The sequence below is a fragment of the Tardiphaga sp. 37S4 genome (assembly GCF_021044645.1).
GTDB lineage: Bacteria > Pseudomonadota > Alphaproteobacteria > Rhizobiales > Xanthobacteraceae > Tardiphaga > Tardiphaga robiniae.
Genome location: NZ_CP088008.1, coordinates 2619426 through 2634899, shown reverse-complemented (window position 1 = coordinate 2634899; position 15474 = coordinate 2619426). Strand labels below are relative to the sequence as shown.

General features: G+C 60.7%; 15 protein-coding genes and 1 pseudogene. 11 read left to right on the top strand and 5 right to left on the bottom strand.

Annotation, left to right across the window (positions count from 1 at the left end):
- Positions 1 to 9 precede the first annotated feature (9 nt).
- The 4 genes from LPB73_RS12855 (at position 10) to LPB73_RS12840 (ending at position 3792) form a co-directional block, all read left to right on the top strand.
- Positions 10 to 597: a general stress protein gene (locus LPB73_RS12855; protein ID WP_231080795.1), complete on the top strand. Its 588-nt coding sequence runs from the start codon at positions 10 to 12 to the stop codon at positions 595 to 597.
- Positions 598 to 688: 91 nt separating this feature from the next.
- A complete protein-coding gene (tpiA, locus tag LPB73_RS12850; protein ID WP_231080794.1) occupies positions 689 to 1462 on the top strand; it encodes a triose-phosphate isomerase in 774 nt (257 codons plus the stop codon).
- A gap of 151 nt (positions 1463 to 1613) precedes the next feature.
- The gene (gene secG, locus LPB73_RS12845; RefSeq protein WP_068730834.1) at positions 1614 to 1994 is read left to right on the top strand and encodes a preprotein translocase subunit SecG; all 381 of its coding nucleotides are present in this window, start codon (positions 1614 to 1616) and stop codon (positions 1992 to 1994) included.
- A gap of 166 nt (positions 1995 to 2160) precedes the next feature.
- Entirely contained in the window at positions 2161 to 3792 is a 1632-nt protein-coding gene (locus LPB73_RS12840; protein ID WP_231080793.1) for a CTP synthase, read from the top strand.
- A gap of 68 nt (positions 3793 to 3860) precedes the next feature.
- On the opposite strand, the gene LPB73_RS12835 is transcribed toward LPB73_RS12840, so the two are convergent.
- On the bottom strand, positions 3861 to 4016 hold the full coding sequence (locus LPB73_RS12835; protein WP_158596801.1) for a hypothetical protein: 156 nt from the start codon (positions 4014 to 4016) through the stop codon (positions 3861 to 3863).
- On the opposite strand from LPB73_RS12835, the gene LPB73_RS12830 reads away from it, so the two are divergent.
- On the top strand, positions 4015 to 5061 hold the full coding sequence (locus LPB73_RS12830; RefSeq protein ID WP_231080792.1) for a histone deacetylase family protein: 1047 nt from the start codon (positions 4015 to 4017) through the stop codon (positions 5059 to 5061). The genes LPB73_RS12835 and LPB73_RS12830 overlap by 2 nt on opposite strands.
- Positions 5062 to 5118: 57 nt before the next feature.
- Here the strand turns inward: LPB73_RS12830 and LPB73_RS12825 are convergent, their stop codons facing one another.
- Both LPB73_RS12825 and LPB73_RS12820 read right to left on the bottom strand, forming a co-directional pair.
- Complete coding sequence (locus LPB73_RS12825) at positions 5119 to 7821, bottom strand: CHAT domain-containing protein (protein ID WP_231080791.1); 2703 nt, start codon at positions 7819 to 7821, stop codon at positions 5119 to 5121.
- Between the two features lie 12 nt (positions 7822 to 7833).
- A complete protein-coding gene (locus LPB73_RS12820; protein WP_068730830.1) occupies positions 7834 to 8148 on the bottom strand; it encodes a PAAR domain-containing protein in 315 nt (104 codons plus the stop codon).
- A gap of 131 nt (positions 8149 to 8279) precedes the next feature.
- Here LPB73_RS12820 and LPB73_RS12815 point away from each other — a divergent pair, with 131 nt between their 5' ends.
- The 4 genes from LPB73_RS12815 to LPB73_RS12800 all read left to right on the top strand — a co-directional run bounded on the left by LPB73_RS12815 (position 8280) and on the right by LPB73_RS12800 (position 12451).
- A complete protein-coding gene (locus tag LPB73_RS12815) occupies positions 8280 to 8606 on the top strand; it encodes an NIPSNAP family protein (RefSeq protein ID WP_089264511.1) in 327 nt (108 codons plus the stop codon).
- 139 nt (positions 8607 to 8745) lie between these two features.
- The gene (gene kdsA / locus LPB73_RS12810) at positions 8746 to 9630 is read left to right on the top strand and encodes a 3-deoxy-8-phosphooctulonate synthase (protein WP_414716890.1); all 885 of its coding nucleotides are present in this window, start codon (positions 8746 to 8748) and stop codon (positions 9628 to 9630) included.
- Between the two features lie 36 nt (positions 9631 to 9666).
- Positions 9667 to 10842 (top strand): MFS transporter, encoded by a 1176-nt coding sequence (locus LPB73_RS12805; RefSeq protein ID WP_120289950.1) that lies wholly within the window; start codon positions 9667 to 9669, stop codon positions 10840 to 10842.
- Between the two features lie 256 nt (positions 10843 to 11098).
- Positions 11099 to 12451 (top strand): hypothetical protein, encoded by a 1353-nt coding sequence (locus LPB73_RS12800; protein ID WP_120289948.1) that lies wholly within the window; start codon positions 11099 to 11101, stop codon positions 12449 to 12451.
- A 163-nt stretch (positions 12452 to 12614) separates the two neighbouring features.
- Here LPB73_RS12800 and queF read toward each other — a convergent pair whose 3' ends face one another.
- Positions 12615 to 13094, bottom strand: a complete 480-nt coding sequence (queF, locus tag LPB73_RS12795) for a preQ(1) synthase (RefSeq protein ID WP_089264508.1) — start codon at positions 13092 to 13094, stop codon at positions 12615 to 12617.
- 971 nt (positions 13095 to 14065) lie between these two features.
- Here queF and LPB73_RS12790 point away from each other — a divergent pair.
- A complete protein-coding gene (locus LPB73_RS12790; RefSeq protein ID WP_231080789.1) occupies positions 14066 to 14413 on the top strand; it encodes a hypothetical protein in 348 nt (115 codons plus the stop codon).
- Positions 14406 to 14786: a hypothetical protein gene (locus LPB73_RS12785; protein ID WP_231080788.1), complete on the top strand. Its 381-nt coding sequence runs from the start codon at positions 14406 to 14408 to the stop codon at positions 14784 to 14786. Before LPB73_RS12790 ends, LPB73_RS12785 begins: the two co-directional genes overlap by 8 nt.
- 19 nt (positions 14787 to 14805) lie before the next feature.
- Here the strand turns inward: LPB73_RS12785 and LPB73_RS12780 are convergent.
- A pseudogene (locus LPB73_RS12780) lies at positions 14806 to 15273 on the bottom strand (IS1595 family transposase); the annotation flags it as partial.
- Positions 15274 to 15474: the final 201 nt, after the last annotated feature.

Below are 15474 nucleotides of genomic sequence, written 5' to 3'. Positions count from 1 at the left end.
GATAGCGCGATGAGCAAGGTGACGATCTCCCGGCTGTTCGACGACTACGCCGACGCGCAGAAGGCCGTTATCAACCTTCGTGAAGCCGGTGTGCCCGAGGAGGACATCAGCATCATCGCCAACAACGCCGACAAATGGTACGCACCCGACTATGCCGCGGGCGCCGGCAAGGGCGCCGCGATCGGTGCCGGTTTTGGCGGGGTCGGCGGATTATTGGCTGGCCTCGGACTGCTGGCGATTCCCGGGCTCGGACCGGTCGTAGCTGCCGGATGGCTGGCGGCGGCCGCAGCCGGCGCCGTGGCCGCGGGCGCCGCTGGCGGGGTGATCGGGATGCTGGCCGAAGCCGGAGTCGCCGTGAACGACGCCGAGGTCTATGCCGAGAGCATCCGCCGCGGCGGCAGCCTCGTCAGCGCCAAGGTGGAGGTGGCCGACAAGGACCGCCTCGAGGCGTTGCTGCACCCATCCTCGGTCGATATCGCCAAGCGCCGCAGCGACCTAGCCGCAACGGGCTGGAGCAAGTTCGATCCCTCGGCCCCTGACCTCACGGCTGACCAGATCAAGCAAGAGCGCGGGTTGCGGGTCTCCAAACCTGCCTGAACTCCAAGCCTGCCTGAACTCCAGGTCGGCTTGAGCTGGTGGATCGCCTCTGTTAGCTCAGATAACCTCTTTCAAATGACAGGATATCCTCATGACTGATGCCGTTCGGCCGCTGATCGCGGGCAACTGGAAAATGAACGGCCTCAAGGCGTCGATGACCGAGTTCGAAGCGATGCTGCGCGGTGCGCCGGATGTGCTGGACAAGGCCGATCTGCTGGTCTGTCCGCCGGTCACGCTATTGGCGACGTTTGCGTCGAAGGCATCGAGCTTCGGTCAGGAGGGCAGCCATGTCGTCTCAGTTGGGGCGCAAGATTGTCACAAGAACGTCTCAGGAGCGCATACCGGCGATATCGCGCCCGAAATGCTGGCTGATGCCGGCGCGACCGCCGTTATCGTTGGACATTCCGAGCGCCGCGCCGATCACGGCGAGACCGATGCCGTGGTTCGCGAAAAGGCGCTGGCCGTCTGGCGCGCCGGGCTCACGGCGATCGTCTGCATCGGCGAGACCCAGGCCGAACGTGATGCCGGCAAGACGCTCGATGTCTGCGGCACTCAGCTCCAGGGCTCGCTGCCGGACGATGCCACCTCGGGCAACCTGATCGTGGCTTATGAACCGGTCTGGGCGATCGGCACCGGACTGACGCCGACAGCCCAGGATGTCGAGCAAGTTCATAAGTTTATCCGGGATCGTTTGACTGAACGCTTTAAGAACGAGGGTGCTTCGATCCGCATCCTCTATGGCGGTTCGGTCAAGCCATCCAACGCCAAGGAGTTGATGGCGGTTCCTCACGTGAACGGTGCACTGGTGGGCGGCGCCAGCCTGAAGGCGGCCGATTTCCTTGCGATCGCGGCGGGTTGTCCCTAACTCCCACGGAATGCTGGAATTTGCGGTCCAGACCGGTCGGCGCGGGGGTGACAATCCCCCGGTCGATCGTGTAGACACCGCTGGATTCAAACCCCGCAAGCCATGACTGCAGCCGGCGATCGGCGCTGCGTGCTTGCGATGGAAGGACACGATGCAAAGCGTCATTATCGTTATCCACCTCATGATCGTCGCGGCCCTGATCGGGACGGTGCTGCTGCAGAAATCCGAAGGCGGCGGCTTGGGCGTCGGTGGCGGCGGCGGTGGCGGCTTCATGTCCAGCCGCGGCACGGCGAACCTTCTGACACGCACCACCGGCGTTCTTGCGGTGGGCTTCTTCCTGACCAGCCTGTTCCTGTCGTGGCTCGCGACCTATGAGCGCAAGCCGACCTCGATCCTGCCGGGCAACACCGCGCCGGTCTCGCAGCCGGGCTCGCCGCTGGCTCCGCCGACCTCGGGCGGTCTCCTGGATACGCTGAAGAAATCCGACGAGCAGCAGGCTCCTGCAGCCCCGGCACCGCCACGCTCGCAATAAAGCAGAGGCGCCATGCAGGACGGGGACTACCGTCCTGCATCAGCAGATCCCATCAAGGGGCTGCAATCATTTCGTTTTTCAAGTCACCCACAGCCTCACCGATTCTCGGCTGACGGCTGCGATTCGTTTTGGCGAATCGGTTTCGGAGCCTTAAAGGTTAAGTCCCATGGCGCGGTACATTTTCATCACCGGCGGCGTGGTTTCCTCGCTCGGTAAAGGTCTGGCTTCAGCGGCGTTAGGCGCGCTGTTGCAGGCGCGTGGCTACAAGGTCCGGCTTCGCAAGCTCGACCCCTATCTCAACCTCGATCCCGGGACGATGTCGCCGTATCAGCACGGCGAAGTGTTCGTGACCGATGATGGCGCCGAGACCGATCTCGATCTCGGCCATTACGAGCGCTTCACCGGGCGACCTGCCACCAAGCAGGACAACATCACCACCGGGCGAATCTATCAGGACATCCTCACCAAGGAACGCCGCGGCGACTATCTCGGCGCCACGATCCAGGTGATCCCGCACGTCACCAACGCCATCAAGGACTTCGTCCTGTCGGATAACGATGGCTACGACTTCGTGCTGGTCGAGATCGGCGGCACAGTCGGCGATATCGAGGGCCTGCCGTTCTTCGAGGCGATCCGCCAGTTGCGCAACGACCTGCCGCGCGGCGATACGGTGTTCGTGCATCTGACGCTGCTGCCTTACATCCCGAGCGCCGGCGAATTGAAGACCAAGCCGACACAGCACTCGGTCAAGGAACTGCGTTCGATCGGCATCCAGCCCGACATCCTGCTGTGCCGCTGCGACCGCGATATTCCCAAGGAAGAGCGCCGTAAATTGGGCCTGTTCTGTAACGTCCGCGAAAGCGCCGTGATCGAGGCGCGCGACGTCGACAACATCTATGCGGTGCCGGAGGCCTATCACGTCGCCGGGCTCGACGACGAAGTGCTGGCCGCATTCGGCATGACGCCGAAGGCGCTGCCCGAGCTGAAGACCTGGAACACCATCAACGAGCGTATCCGCCATCCGGAAGGCGCAGTGACCATCGCCATCGTCGGCAAATATACCGGCATGAAGGACGCCTATAAGTCGCTGACCGAAGCGCTGTCCCATGGCGGCATCGCCAACAAGGTGAAGGTCAATCTCGACTGGATCGAAAGCGAAGTCTTCGAGAACGAAGATCCGGCGCCGTTCCTCGAACACGTCAACGGCATTCTCGTGCCCGGCGGCTTCGGCCAGCGCGGTGCCGAGGGCAAGATCCGCGCAGCGCAGTTCGCCAGGGAGCGCAACGTGCCGTATTTCGGCATCTGCTTCGGCATGCAGATGGCGGTGATCGAGGCGGCGCGAAACCTTGGCGGCATCAAGGACGCCAACTCCACGGAGTTCGGCGAGACCAAGGAGCCGGTCGTCGGCCTGATGACCGAATGGCTGCGCGGCAACGAACTCGAGAAGCGCCACAATGCCGGCGATCTCGGTGGCACCATGCGGCTCGGCGCCTATCCGGCGACGCTGACCAAGGGCAGCAAGGTCTCGGACGTCTATGGCGGCGCCACCGAAATCACCGAGCGCCATCGCCATCGCTACGAGGTCAACACGGCCTATAAAGACCGTCTTGAAAAGCATGGGTTGAAGTTCTCCGGCCTGTCGCCGGACGGCGTGCTGCCCGAAATCGTCGAATACGAGAACCATCCGTGGTTCATCGGTGTGCAGTATCATCCCGAGCTGAAGTCGCGCCCGTTCGAACCGCACCCGCTGTTTGCGTCGTTTATCAAGGCTGCGGCGGCGCAGAGCCGGCTAGTGTGAGACCGGATGAGCGGATTTGGCGAACCTGTATTCCGCCGTCGGCGTGTGTGGGACGGAAGGATGGCGGATCACGCTTCATCAATCCGCCCTACGACCGAGTTGCCCATGTCGCTGCGCTCATAAGGGCTGCGCAGACTGCCGATTGATCGGCAGAAACCAATCATGCGAATGATCCCTGAGGCGTCGGTCTTCTGACCGGCCGAACGGACAGAGGGATGATCCATGCGCGCTTTCTATCACCCGGATCAGGCAATTCATTCGCCGCAGCAATTCATGCGTTACGGCCGCTTCGTGCCCATCAAGGATTCGCCGGTTCGCACCGAACGACTGATCGGCGCTTTGGCGCGGCACGAGATCACGCCTGAAAAGCCGGCGGAGTACGGCACTGCGCCCGCGCTGACGGTGCATACGCCGGCTTACGTACGCTTCTTGGAAACCGCGTGGGATAATTGGGCGCAACTGCCTGACCACGGACCGGAAGTGTGGCCGCAATATTTCCCGTATTGGAGCGGACGCTCGGAAGAGGCTGCACGGCGGGATTGCCCGGCAACCGGATTTATCGCTCAGGTGGGCTGGTATCTCGGCGATCTGTCGGTGCCGATGGGCCCCGAGAGCTGGCGTTCCATCCTGCGCTCGTCGGAAACAGCGGTCGCTGGCGCAGACGCTATCGTCGGCGGCGACCGCGCTGCCTATGCGCTGTGCCGGCCGTCGGGCCATCACGCGCGCGCCGATCGCGGCACCGGCTTCTGCTACCTGAATAACAGCGCGATTGCCGCGCAGCGATTGCGCAGTCGCTTTGGAAAGGTGGCGATCATCGATGTCGATGTTCATCACGGCGATGGCACGCAGCAGATTTTCTATAATCGTCCAGATGTGCTGACGATCTCGATCCACGGCGACCCCACGAATTTCGTGCCGTTCTATACGGGCTATGCAAGCGAGACCGGCCATGGTGCCGGCGAGGGCTTTGATCTCAATCTGCCCTTACCGCCCGGTGCCGGTGGCGCGGAGATGAATGCAGCCCTCGACACCGCGATCGAACGCGTTCGCGCATTTGGCGCCGATGCCCTTGTCGTGGCGCTCGGCTTTGATGCCCATCGCGATGATCCGATCGGCATCCTGAAGCTTGACGCAAAGGACTTCGGGAGCGTCGGCACCAAGATGCAATCGCTGGGTCTGCCGACGCTCATCGTTCAGGAGGGCGGATACGGCATCGATGCGATCCAGGATTGCCTCGATTCCTTCCTGACTGGCTTCAGGCAAGCGTAATTCGGATGGGATCGCGTAGAGCGGATTACGCTTCACCCTACCGCTCAGCCACAGGTTTCAGCTCTCGAAAAATACAAACGCCGCCCAGACCGACGGGTCTTTAGCGGCCGTGATCTTGCCCTGGATCGCTTCGATGCGGACCTTCCGGAGGGCGCTGGCGTAATCGAGTTTCTCGTCGGCCAGCACCTGATAGAACCGCGCCATGAAGTTGGCGGTGCCTTCGTCTGCGACCTCCCACAATGTCAGCAGCGAACGCCGGGCGCCGGCGATGGCAAGGGCGGTGGGCAAGCCGCGCACGCTGCCAATCCGGCTGGGATCGCCGAGCGCGGTTTGGCAGGCGGACAGCACGACAAGGTTGGCCGACGACAAATCCCAGTTCATCAGCTCGTGCGCATAAAGTACGCCGTCATTGTCGTCGCGCTGCGGCGGGCGGCTGAGATTGGGGCGCGAGGCAACGAGGCCGCTGCGCCAGAGCGCGTCGGTGCGGTTGGAGGCGGTCTTGTAGAAGCCGTGGGTGGCGAGATGGATCAGGGACGCGCCTTTGGCGTCGGCGCGGATCGTCGCTTCGCCGCTGTCGCTGCCCGAGAGGATGGTAACGACAAGGTTGCGCTTCTTCAGATCGGCGCTGACCGTATCAACTTCGGTCTTCGTCGAGGGTAGCTCATTGGCGGCGCCGGCATAGTCGAGCCCGCCGACCAACAGCGCCTTGTCGCCCGATGCAAGCCTGTTGTCGTTGTTCGCAAAGAACAGCGCGTCGGCGCGCGTCATGATCCGGGTGTCGTAAATCTCGTCGAGATAGCGGCCGCCGGCATCCTGCAGCATCGCGAAGGGCAGGCTGTAGAGTTCGGCATCGGGGACAAGAAACAGTCGTCTCACGTCGGCGAGCTGCGGCTTCAGCGGTCCGAGCAGCGTGTCATGGAGGCGACGGAAGAGCTTTGCATGATCCGGCGACGTCGCATCGACTGCGAGGAAGCTGTCGAGCGGGCCGAGATCGAACAGTGCTGGCGCGGTGTCGTGGCGGCGGATCACGGCCTGCAGCCGCATCTCCGGTTTTGGCGCGATCGGATTAACGCGGTTGCGGCGACCGCTGACGAAGAAGTCGACCAGCGCGTCTGATCGTTCGAGTCTTTCCTCGATGGATGGGAGCTTGAGATCGGTTGGCGCCTTGCCACCCATCTTTGCCGCAAGCGCCTGCCGCGCGTCCTGCAACTGCCTGAGTACGTCGCGTGCGTCGTCATCGATCTTGCCCGACGACAGCAATTCCTGCTGCTGGCCAGACAGTCGCAGCACGGTCTGTGCCAGTGCTTTGGTGGTGTCGTCAGGCAGCCGGTCGGCCGTCAGGCGCAGCATGGTGCGTTCGCCATCTTCCATCGTCTTCCAGCGCGACACTGCGTCGGCATAAGCGATGGCCGCGGCTGGTTCGACCAGCGCGTAGCGACCGAACTCATACAGGATATCATCGGCCAGCTTGCGCATGGTCTCGGCGACGTAGCGGTTACCGGCGGTGCCGACCTCGCGCAGCATCCAGCGGAACGCCTGCTGCTCGACATCCTTGAAGGTCGCCAGCGTGTCCTTGTCGCCGCGCTTCATTCGAGTCATCGCGACACCGAGCAAGGCATCGAACGTGATCGGATGCTGACGCGCAATGGTCGTCTGCGAACGGTGATAGGCGTCGATCCGCAGCGCCAGCGCGCGGTCGGTCTCGCCACGTGTCTCATACTGATCGGCAGCGAGTTGTGCCGCCTTGATGCGCAGGAGATCCGGTGCGCCGTTCCAGTCCTTGACCTTGGCCATGGCTTCCAGATCAGGGCGGCTCATCTGCTGGTCGGGATGGAAATAGGCTTTGGTATAGGCGATCCAGACATTGGCCTGCTGGACATGTTCAGAGCGGGGATCGGCGAGTTCGGTGGCGCAGCGCTTTTGCAAGTCGAGCGCGCGCAGTGTTTCGGCTTCGTTGCCCATGGCCAGATGGTTGAGCGCGAGATTGCTGGCGCTCACCAGCGCCTGGATGCTGCCATACCCGTAATGTGCGATGCGCTTGCGCAGCAGTGGTTCGTCGATCCCCGCGGCGACGTCGGGATGCCCGACCATGCGCAGCGCTTCGGCATAATTATTCTCGGTGCGCCAGGTCAGCGGCTCGCGGTCGCCGAGTGCCTTTCGCGCATTGAGGTAAGTCTCTTCGGACAGGTTGAGGCCGGATGCGACCGCGCCGTTATTGGTCAATAGCGTCGCGAGGATGTCGCCGCCGGCAATGTCCTGCGCTGAGTTCGGGCCGTATTCCGCGCGCATACGCTTGCGAGCTTCGGTCGCCACGGGGATGCCGAGATCATATTGATTGCTGCGTTCGAGGAAGCGCGCATATTCGAACCAGAATGTAACCGCATCGCGGCCGCCGTCGCGTGCGGCGCGGGTCTTGGCCGCTTCGGCAAAAAGCTCCGACGCGGTCGCGTTGTCGCGTCGCCGCTCGAACGAACTGGCGGCATTGAGATAGGCCGTGATTGTGAGGCCGTGATAGTTGCTCTGCGTGACCTCGCGCAGTGCATTTTTCAGCCGGTCGCGGCCGCTGCCGTCGTTGCCTGTGCGCAGCGCGTTGAACGCATCCTGGATCTTTGCCGTGAGTTCACGCTCGCCGGGTGCGCGGCTGTTTTGCGCTTCGGCGACAGGGGTGAGGACTGGCAGCACGATGAGGCCACCGGTGATAGCGATGGCCAGCCGGCCGGCAACGCCGGCTGCCCATTGCGCCCGGGATGACAAAGACATCTCCGGCAAGTCCTACTTGCAGCCCGATGTGCTGTCTCCGGCACGGGCCATCGGCTTGCCGTTGATGAACACGCCAGTGCTGCCCGAGATGGTCTTGCCGCCGCACTCGGTGCTGCCGCCGACGACGGCCGCAGGCTTGCCGTTAATGTAGACGCCCTTCGCACCCTCGATGATCTTGCCATCGGTCGTGGTGTCACCGACGCGTGCCGCCGGCTTGCCATCGACCATCACGCCGGTGGCGCCCGACGTGATCTTGCCGGGCTGTTGAGCGGTGGCAGACACGGTCAGTGTCATCAGGGCGACTAGCGACAAAAGGGGCTTTTGCATCGTGGATCCAAGTCGGTTGCGTCACAGGCGGCATGATGTAAGCCTGACGTTGTGCAGGCAAGGGACGATGCCGCAACAAGCCATGCGTTAGAGTCTTTCAAGGCTGACAAAAAGGGAAGGAACCAAAGCCGATGATCTATGAATTACGCGTCTATCGCTGTTTGCCGGGACGTTTGCCGGCGCTGATCAAGCGATTTGAATCTGTCACATTGAAGCTCTGGGAGAAGCACGGCATCCGGCAGTCCGGTTTCTTCACCACGGTGATCGGCGAATCCAATCAGGAACTGACCTACATCCTCAAATGGGAATCGCTCGCCGAGCGCGAGAAAGTCTGGACTGCCTTCATGTCCGATCCCGAGTGGATGTCGGCACGTGCCAAGTCGGAAGAGGATGGCCAGATCGTCGGCAATATCGTCAGCCAGCTGCTGGCGCCGACGGCGTTCTCGGCGCTGAAGTAAGCCTGGTTCCGGGGGCAGGCCGGTCCGCCCGGTGCGGAGGCCGCCCTGGTCGGGTCGGAGGCGGCTTCCGCCGCAACCCTGATATTCCGACCGGCGGGATGGGCCTGATCCGGCTTGCATCCCGCCCGGTCCTGCGGTCATGGTCTCGCGCGAAAAGGAGACCATTTTGACCGCATCGTCCACAGCCGCACCTGTTGTCACACTCGGCACCGTCCGCTTCGGCAATGCTCTGCCGATCTCGGTGATCGCCGGGCCATGCCAGCTCGAAAGCCGGGCTCATGCGCTCGAAGTGGCGCAGGCACTGAAGGAGATCGCGACGCGGCTCAAGATCGGTCTCGTCTTCAAGACCTCGTTCGATAAGGCCAACCGCACCAGCGCCTCCGCCGCGCGCGGCATCGGTCTCGATGATGCTCTGCCGATCTTTGCCGAGATCCGCGAGACGCTTGGCCTGCCTGTACTGACAGACGTTCACGAGAACGATCAATGTGCCCGCGCTGCCGAGGCGGTGGACGTGCTGCAGATCCCGGCCTTTCTGTGCCGGCAGACCGATCTGCTCCTGGCCGCGGCCGCGACCGGCAAGGTGGTCAATGTGAAGAAGGGCCAGTTTCTCGCGCCCTGGGACATGGCCAATGTGGTCAGCAAGCTGACCTCGACGGGCAACGACAAGGTGCTGGTCACCGAGCGCGGCGCGTCGTTCGGTTACAATACGCTGGTGTCGGACATGCGGGCGCTGCCGATCCTGGCCCGCACCACCGGCGCGCCTGTCATCTTCGACGCCACCCATTCGGTGCAGCAGCCGGGCGGCAAGGGCACGTCGTCGGGCGGCGAGCGCGAATTCGTGCCGGTGCTGGCGCGTGCGGCTGTTGCGGTCGGTGTGGCCGGTGTCTTTATCGAGACCCATCCCGATCCGGACAACGCGCCGTCCGACGGACCGAACATGGTGCCGTTGCGTGACTTCGAAGCGCTGGTGAAGAACCTGATGGCGTTCGATGCGCTGGCCAAAGAGACGGCGGCGAAAGCGTAACATGCAATCCCGGTTCGCGGCGCTGGCAGCGTACTGATGCCTCCGGTCCTCAACATCATCGCACTGGCGTCCTTCGCCGCCGCGCTGTCCATGCGCGCGCTGGACCCGGTGCTGCCGCATGTCGCCGACGATTTGTCCATCACGGTGGCAATTGCCGCCGGTCTGGCATCCGCACTGGCCTTTACCTTCGCCATTGTGCAGCCGGCGCTCGGTGCTGCCGCCGACCTGTTCGGCAAGCCGCGCCTGATGATCGTCTGTCTGGTTCTGCTCGGCATCGCCAATATTCTCGGCGCGATCACCACCGACTATCCGCTGCTGCTGGCGACGCGCGTGCTGGCCGGCATCGGGGCAGGCGGGGTGTTTCCGGTGACGCTCAGCCTGACCAGCGATCTGGTCGGGCCGAAGCTGCGTCAGGTCGCGCTGAGCCGCGTGATGGCCGGCGCCATGACCGGCAATCTGCTAGGCTCGACGGCGTCCGGCGTGATCGGTGATTTCTTCGGCTGGCGCGGCGTGCTGGTCATCCTCGGCGGTCTTGCGATCGTCGCTTCCGTCGCTGTGGCGTACGGCTTCAAGGGCGCTGCGATCATCAAGCCGACTGTGAAAGCCGACTTCGGCAAGCTTGCCCAAGGCTACAAGGTCATTTTCCGCAACCCGAACACGCTGATCGTCTACAGCGCGGTGTTCATCGAAGGCTGCTGCATCCTCGGCCTGTTTCCCTATATCTCGTCATTCCTGTTCGACCGCGGCGTCACAAGCCTCTCGATCGCCGGCCTCGTGATCGCCTGCTTTGCCGTCGGCGGCCTGTTCTACACGGCGACCGTGTCGCGCATGCTGGCGCGGCTCGGCATCAACGGCATGATGATCTATGGCGGCATCGTGATCGCGATCCAGCTCGCCGCCACTGCCTTCAGCCCCAATTGGCAGATCCAGGCGCTGAGCCTGCTGCTGATGGGCTGGGGCTTCTACATGCTGCACGGCTCGTTGCAGATATTCTCCACTGAGCTGTCACAGGAAGCCCGCGCCAGCGCCATGTCGCTGCACGCCTTCTGCTTCTTCATGGGCCAGTCCGTCGGCCCGATCGCCTATGGCTTCGGCCTCGCCCATGCCGGCAAGATGCCGACACTGTTGACGTCAGCCGCCATTGTCTTCGCGCTTGGATTTGCGGCCGCGAAGCTGCTTAAGCCGACAAAACCGGCCGATGCGAAAGCTTAGCCCCGCCTGCGATACGGCGCGACGCTTTATTTGCTTCAGGCACTGAGCCATTTGATACGGAGCAGGCCTTGTGTGCTGCGCGGCCGGTAGAAATGCTGCAGTGATCTTTCAAAGATAGCCGAGAACGCGGAGTTTGTAGCATCTCGTTACCTCTTTCGAGGATGCTGCGCGCTATGGGGGTGTATCAATTAAAAGATGTGTATATAAGAAAAACAATCTAAGATAATTTAGTGATTTCCAAAGCAGGAGGGTCAGAATGGTGGTGATGGGGCCGACTGGTGGAGGAAGACGTGCGCGTGTAGATAATGCCGCACAAGCCTTAGCGGAAGACAGTGCTTACCTAGAGATCGTCGATCTCGATGCCGAAGAACATCGGCTTTCAGCTGAGTTTGCCGAGCATTTCGTTTTCACAACGATCGACTACGATACGCTGTCGTTGAGCACGCCAATTTTGACCGCGCGTCGAGCGATCCGCTTCGAGGACGTTTGTGAGGAATACTCTACGCTGTGGGCCGAGATGGCCATTCGCAAAGAGCGATTGGGATCGGCGGCCGCTATCGCGCGCCGGATCGTGGCGAATAAGGAGCGTTACCGTCAGGTTGAGGACCTCAGCCGAGTTCCTTGGTATGTGGTCGCTGTCATTCATAGCCTCGAGGCAAGCCTCAATTTTCGCGGACACCTGCACAACGGTGACCCGCTTGATGCGCGCACTGTTCACGTCCCCGCTGGACGACCGAGAAATGGCTCGCCGCCGTTTGATTGGGTGGATAGCGCAGTCGATGCTTTGAACTATGACGGGATCACAGGCAACGCGGACTGGTCCATCGAGCGCATTGCCTATCTTCTGGAGAGCTTCAATGGTTGGGGCTATCGAAGTCATCATCCGGAAGTCAAATCGCCATACCTGTGGAGTTTCAGCAATCAGTACTCACGCGGAAAGTATGTAGCCGACGGAAAGTGGTCTGCCGACGCTGTTAGCGGGCAGTGTGGTGCGATGGTCATTCTCCGTGTTCTCGTTGATACCGGAGAAATTCGTTTGCAGCACGGTGTAGTGGAGCGCCCGGCTACCGCGCGGGAAGGCGGGACAGATTTCGAAACCCTGAACGCCGATGCATCGGGTGTGCTGCGCGAAGAATCGCGCAGTCTTGTTGCTAGCTTTACGGAGATCGTATCAGATGCGGTGCGCATACCGCAATTGATACGACAAGGAAGTACGGCAGAGGGGCTGAAGGCCGCAAGGTTAGAGGCCGCGAGGAATCTGAGAGAGTATCCTCACAACGGCTGTGCCGCGCATTTGAGTGCATTGCTTCGTCAGTCCGGAATCGATATCGCGATGACACTGGGCGCCGGGAGTCTGGCACGCAAGCTTGCGCAACGCGGTTGGTCGAAAATCTCAGTTGGAAATCAAAGAGCCGGCGATGTTGGCGTTACCTTCGACCTCGATCCGACGCCTCCCGGAGCAGATCATATTTATCTGGTCGTCGGGACGCGCGGCGACGATGAGATGCAGATTGCCGACAATCAGAGAATGTCAGACTCGCCGCATGAAAGATATGCGAGCGGTCGTGGCGGAAAAACACCAACGGAGTATTTCTTGAGGGCAGAGTGATTGCGAAGAGGTGCGACCGCGACGCACTGCATGACGCGAGGCCGAGTGGAGAACGGCCGGTGGGCTTGGGATGCATCCGGCTGTAGGCTACCATTGATCGTGCAGGCAGCTCGATCGCAACAGCCCGTCGCTGGATTGGGGTGAGCTGAAACGCCCGCCCCGCTCATCCCCGCCCGCGATACGGAGCGACGCCTTGCTCGGGGACCCAGACGCCCTTGGGCAGCGTTCCGGTCTGCCAGAACACGTCGATGGGGATGCCGCCGCGCGGATACCAGTAGCCGCCGATACGCAGCCATTTCGGCTTGATGGCGGAGGCGACGCGCTTGCCGATCTCCACGGTGCAATCCTCATGGAAGGCGCCGTGATTGCGGAATGAGGCCAGGTACAACTTGAGCGACTTCGACTCGACCAGCCATTGGCCGGGCACATAGTCGATCATCAGATGGGCGAAATCCGGCTGGCCGGTGATCGGGCACAGCGAGGTGAATTCCGGCGCCGTGAAGCGCACCACGTAATTGGTGTCCTTCTGCGGGTTCGGCACCCGGTCGAGTTTGGCCTGCTCCGGGGAGGTCGGCCATTCCACGGCGCGGCCGAGCTGCAAGTCGTCAGGCAATTTCGGGGATTTGCGGGGTGTTTTTGACATAAATAAGTATCTCTAATGATTTCAATGGTTTCCCACGGGGTGTTTCCCAGAAACGTTCCGTATCGGTTCGCATTCGTCCGCGGATTTGCCGCTTTTATGACGATCCGTCGCTGGTGTTTCTTATACCCTTTGTCCGTTTTGCAAATCGCTGATTGCAAAGAAGATCGGGCGCTTGAGCCGACGGTCGAGCGAGTTGATAGGGGGATAAGCCCAACTTCCTAAGAAGCACCTGAAGGCGTTCAACGATAAGCTTGCGCTGGTGACGGATAGCTTTTGGAATTTGATCGTTGTTGCGTGGATGTTCCTGTTTCAACAGGAATCGTTTTTGACAATGATGGGATGTCAAACGACGATTTCGGGAAAAAACCCGATTAATGATTTGCACATCATTATGCGTTTTGCATTATGTGCGTGTGCGTCGTCCTGTGCATGGTGATGCTGTTGTGACAATTACGATGGCATTTGCGTTGTATTTGTCGATGTACGCTGTTGAAGCACAAACGCCGCCCCCGGATGGACCCGGAAGCGGCGTTGCTCAGGCACCGCTGTGGAAGGCGGTGTCGAAGGTGGCCCTTATGGAAGGGGCCGTGGTCCCCGGTCTACGGGATCGCCATCAGGCTAGCGGGGCTGGTGTAGCTTGGCAGTGAGCCAGCCCGCATCCTGAACGTGATTCGACCGTGGAAGGCCGACTCACCACCTGATCGTGATGTGTCAGGTCGCTAGAGTCTATGTGAAACCTGATTCGGCCCCCACTTATCCGTCGGAATTGTGCATTTGTCCCAGCAACCCACAGATAAACCAGCGGATTCTAGGGATGAGGTCTTGAAGCGCATGCTCAAGATGAAGCCGAAGCTTCATAAGTCCGCAGCAGCGCCCGTGTCGAAAAGACGTAAGGCCGGGGTCACCAAACCTGGGATTGAACGGAAGTAGATTCCCTATACTCTCCCCGAAAATTAGGGGGAGACTCAGTCGTGATCGATACTCCAACTGCGCCGCCTGCGCCCTTACCGGCGCCGCCAGACTTGTTCACGATACCAACGGCGCTAGTCGATCAATGGAGCGAGATACCCGGCAGCGATAGACTCAATTTCCCGCTGACCCGCCAAGATATAGATCATCTTTTACTCGGGCTGCTGCGGTCACTTGAGGCGCAGGCAACGCTTGATCGTGTGATCACTGATTGGTCAAATGGTAGAGTTGATGAGGCAAACAGAGCACTGAATGACTTCAGGCGGCAAAATGCCGATGCACAAAACAACATCAGGCAGCTCGTAGCCGCTATCATGGCTTCGGCTCTCCGAGAGCGGAAGAATGCCTGAGACTCCTTATCTGAAGATGGTTGTGAGCAATGCTGGTGCTGCTGTTGGCGGTTCCAGCCCAATGGGTCCACCCTTGCAGCCACCCGGTGGAGGGGGCACATATGACGGTATGTTGGAAGCGCGCGTAGCCAGTTTAGAAGCCGATGTTAAAAATATCCGAGAGAACGTCGGAGAGATGAAGGCTGATCTAAAGTCAGCAAACACAAACATAATCGATCTTAAGCTAAGTTTTGTTGAGCTTAAGACTAACGTCTCTTACCTACCTTCTAAGACATTTCTCGTGACGACTGTAACGAGCGGCGCTGCTTTTGCTATCGTTGTGCTCACGTTACTCTCCAAATTCGGTTGGCTTGTTGCGGGCGCGCCAAAGTAAGAAGCGGCGCGCCATCTGCTTACGATACTTGGGCTTCGTCAGGTCTGCGATACATTAGGCGCTTGCCAACGATACCCTTTAGGGCTTCTTCGGCGCGCATGGTGTCATTGATGCCAAGCGCAGTGCGGTTGTTATAGCGGAAATCAAATTCAGCCAGATAGCGGTGCAAGTGCTGTTCGCCGCAGTGCTGATAGACGCCCTTCATGCCGCGCTTGAAGATCGAAAAGAAGCCTTCAATCGTGTTGGTGTGGACGGTGCCGCGAACGTATTCTTTGGCGGTGTGATTGACTGTCTCGTGCGAAGCGTAGGCTTTGCCAGTGTACGTGTAGAGCGCGCTTTCGTCGGTGTGCAGCGTGGTATCGCGCTTCACATTGGTGAAAAGGATGGTGCGCAGGTTATCGGCGTTGGCTTTGTCAACTTTGAACGAGCGGACTTTGCCACCACGCTCAACGAGCGAAACGATTGCGATCTTGTGAGCCGCGCGGCCGGTACGGCAGGTATATAAATAGGAATATAGTCGCAGATCTGTGCGAACGGAGATATTTTCCGAACGGAGATGTTTTTCCTGTGAAATTGCTCCGTTATTTCCGTGGGAAACCATTGATATTATTGAGTAAAATATCGGCCCAGGGCATCTTTGACATAAATATCTCCGTTATGGCGGTTCATAGCCAATCCCGGGCCAGTC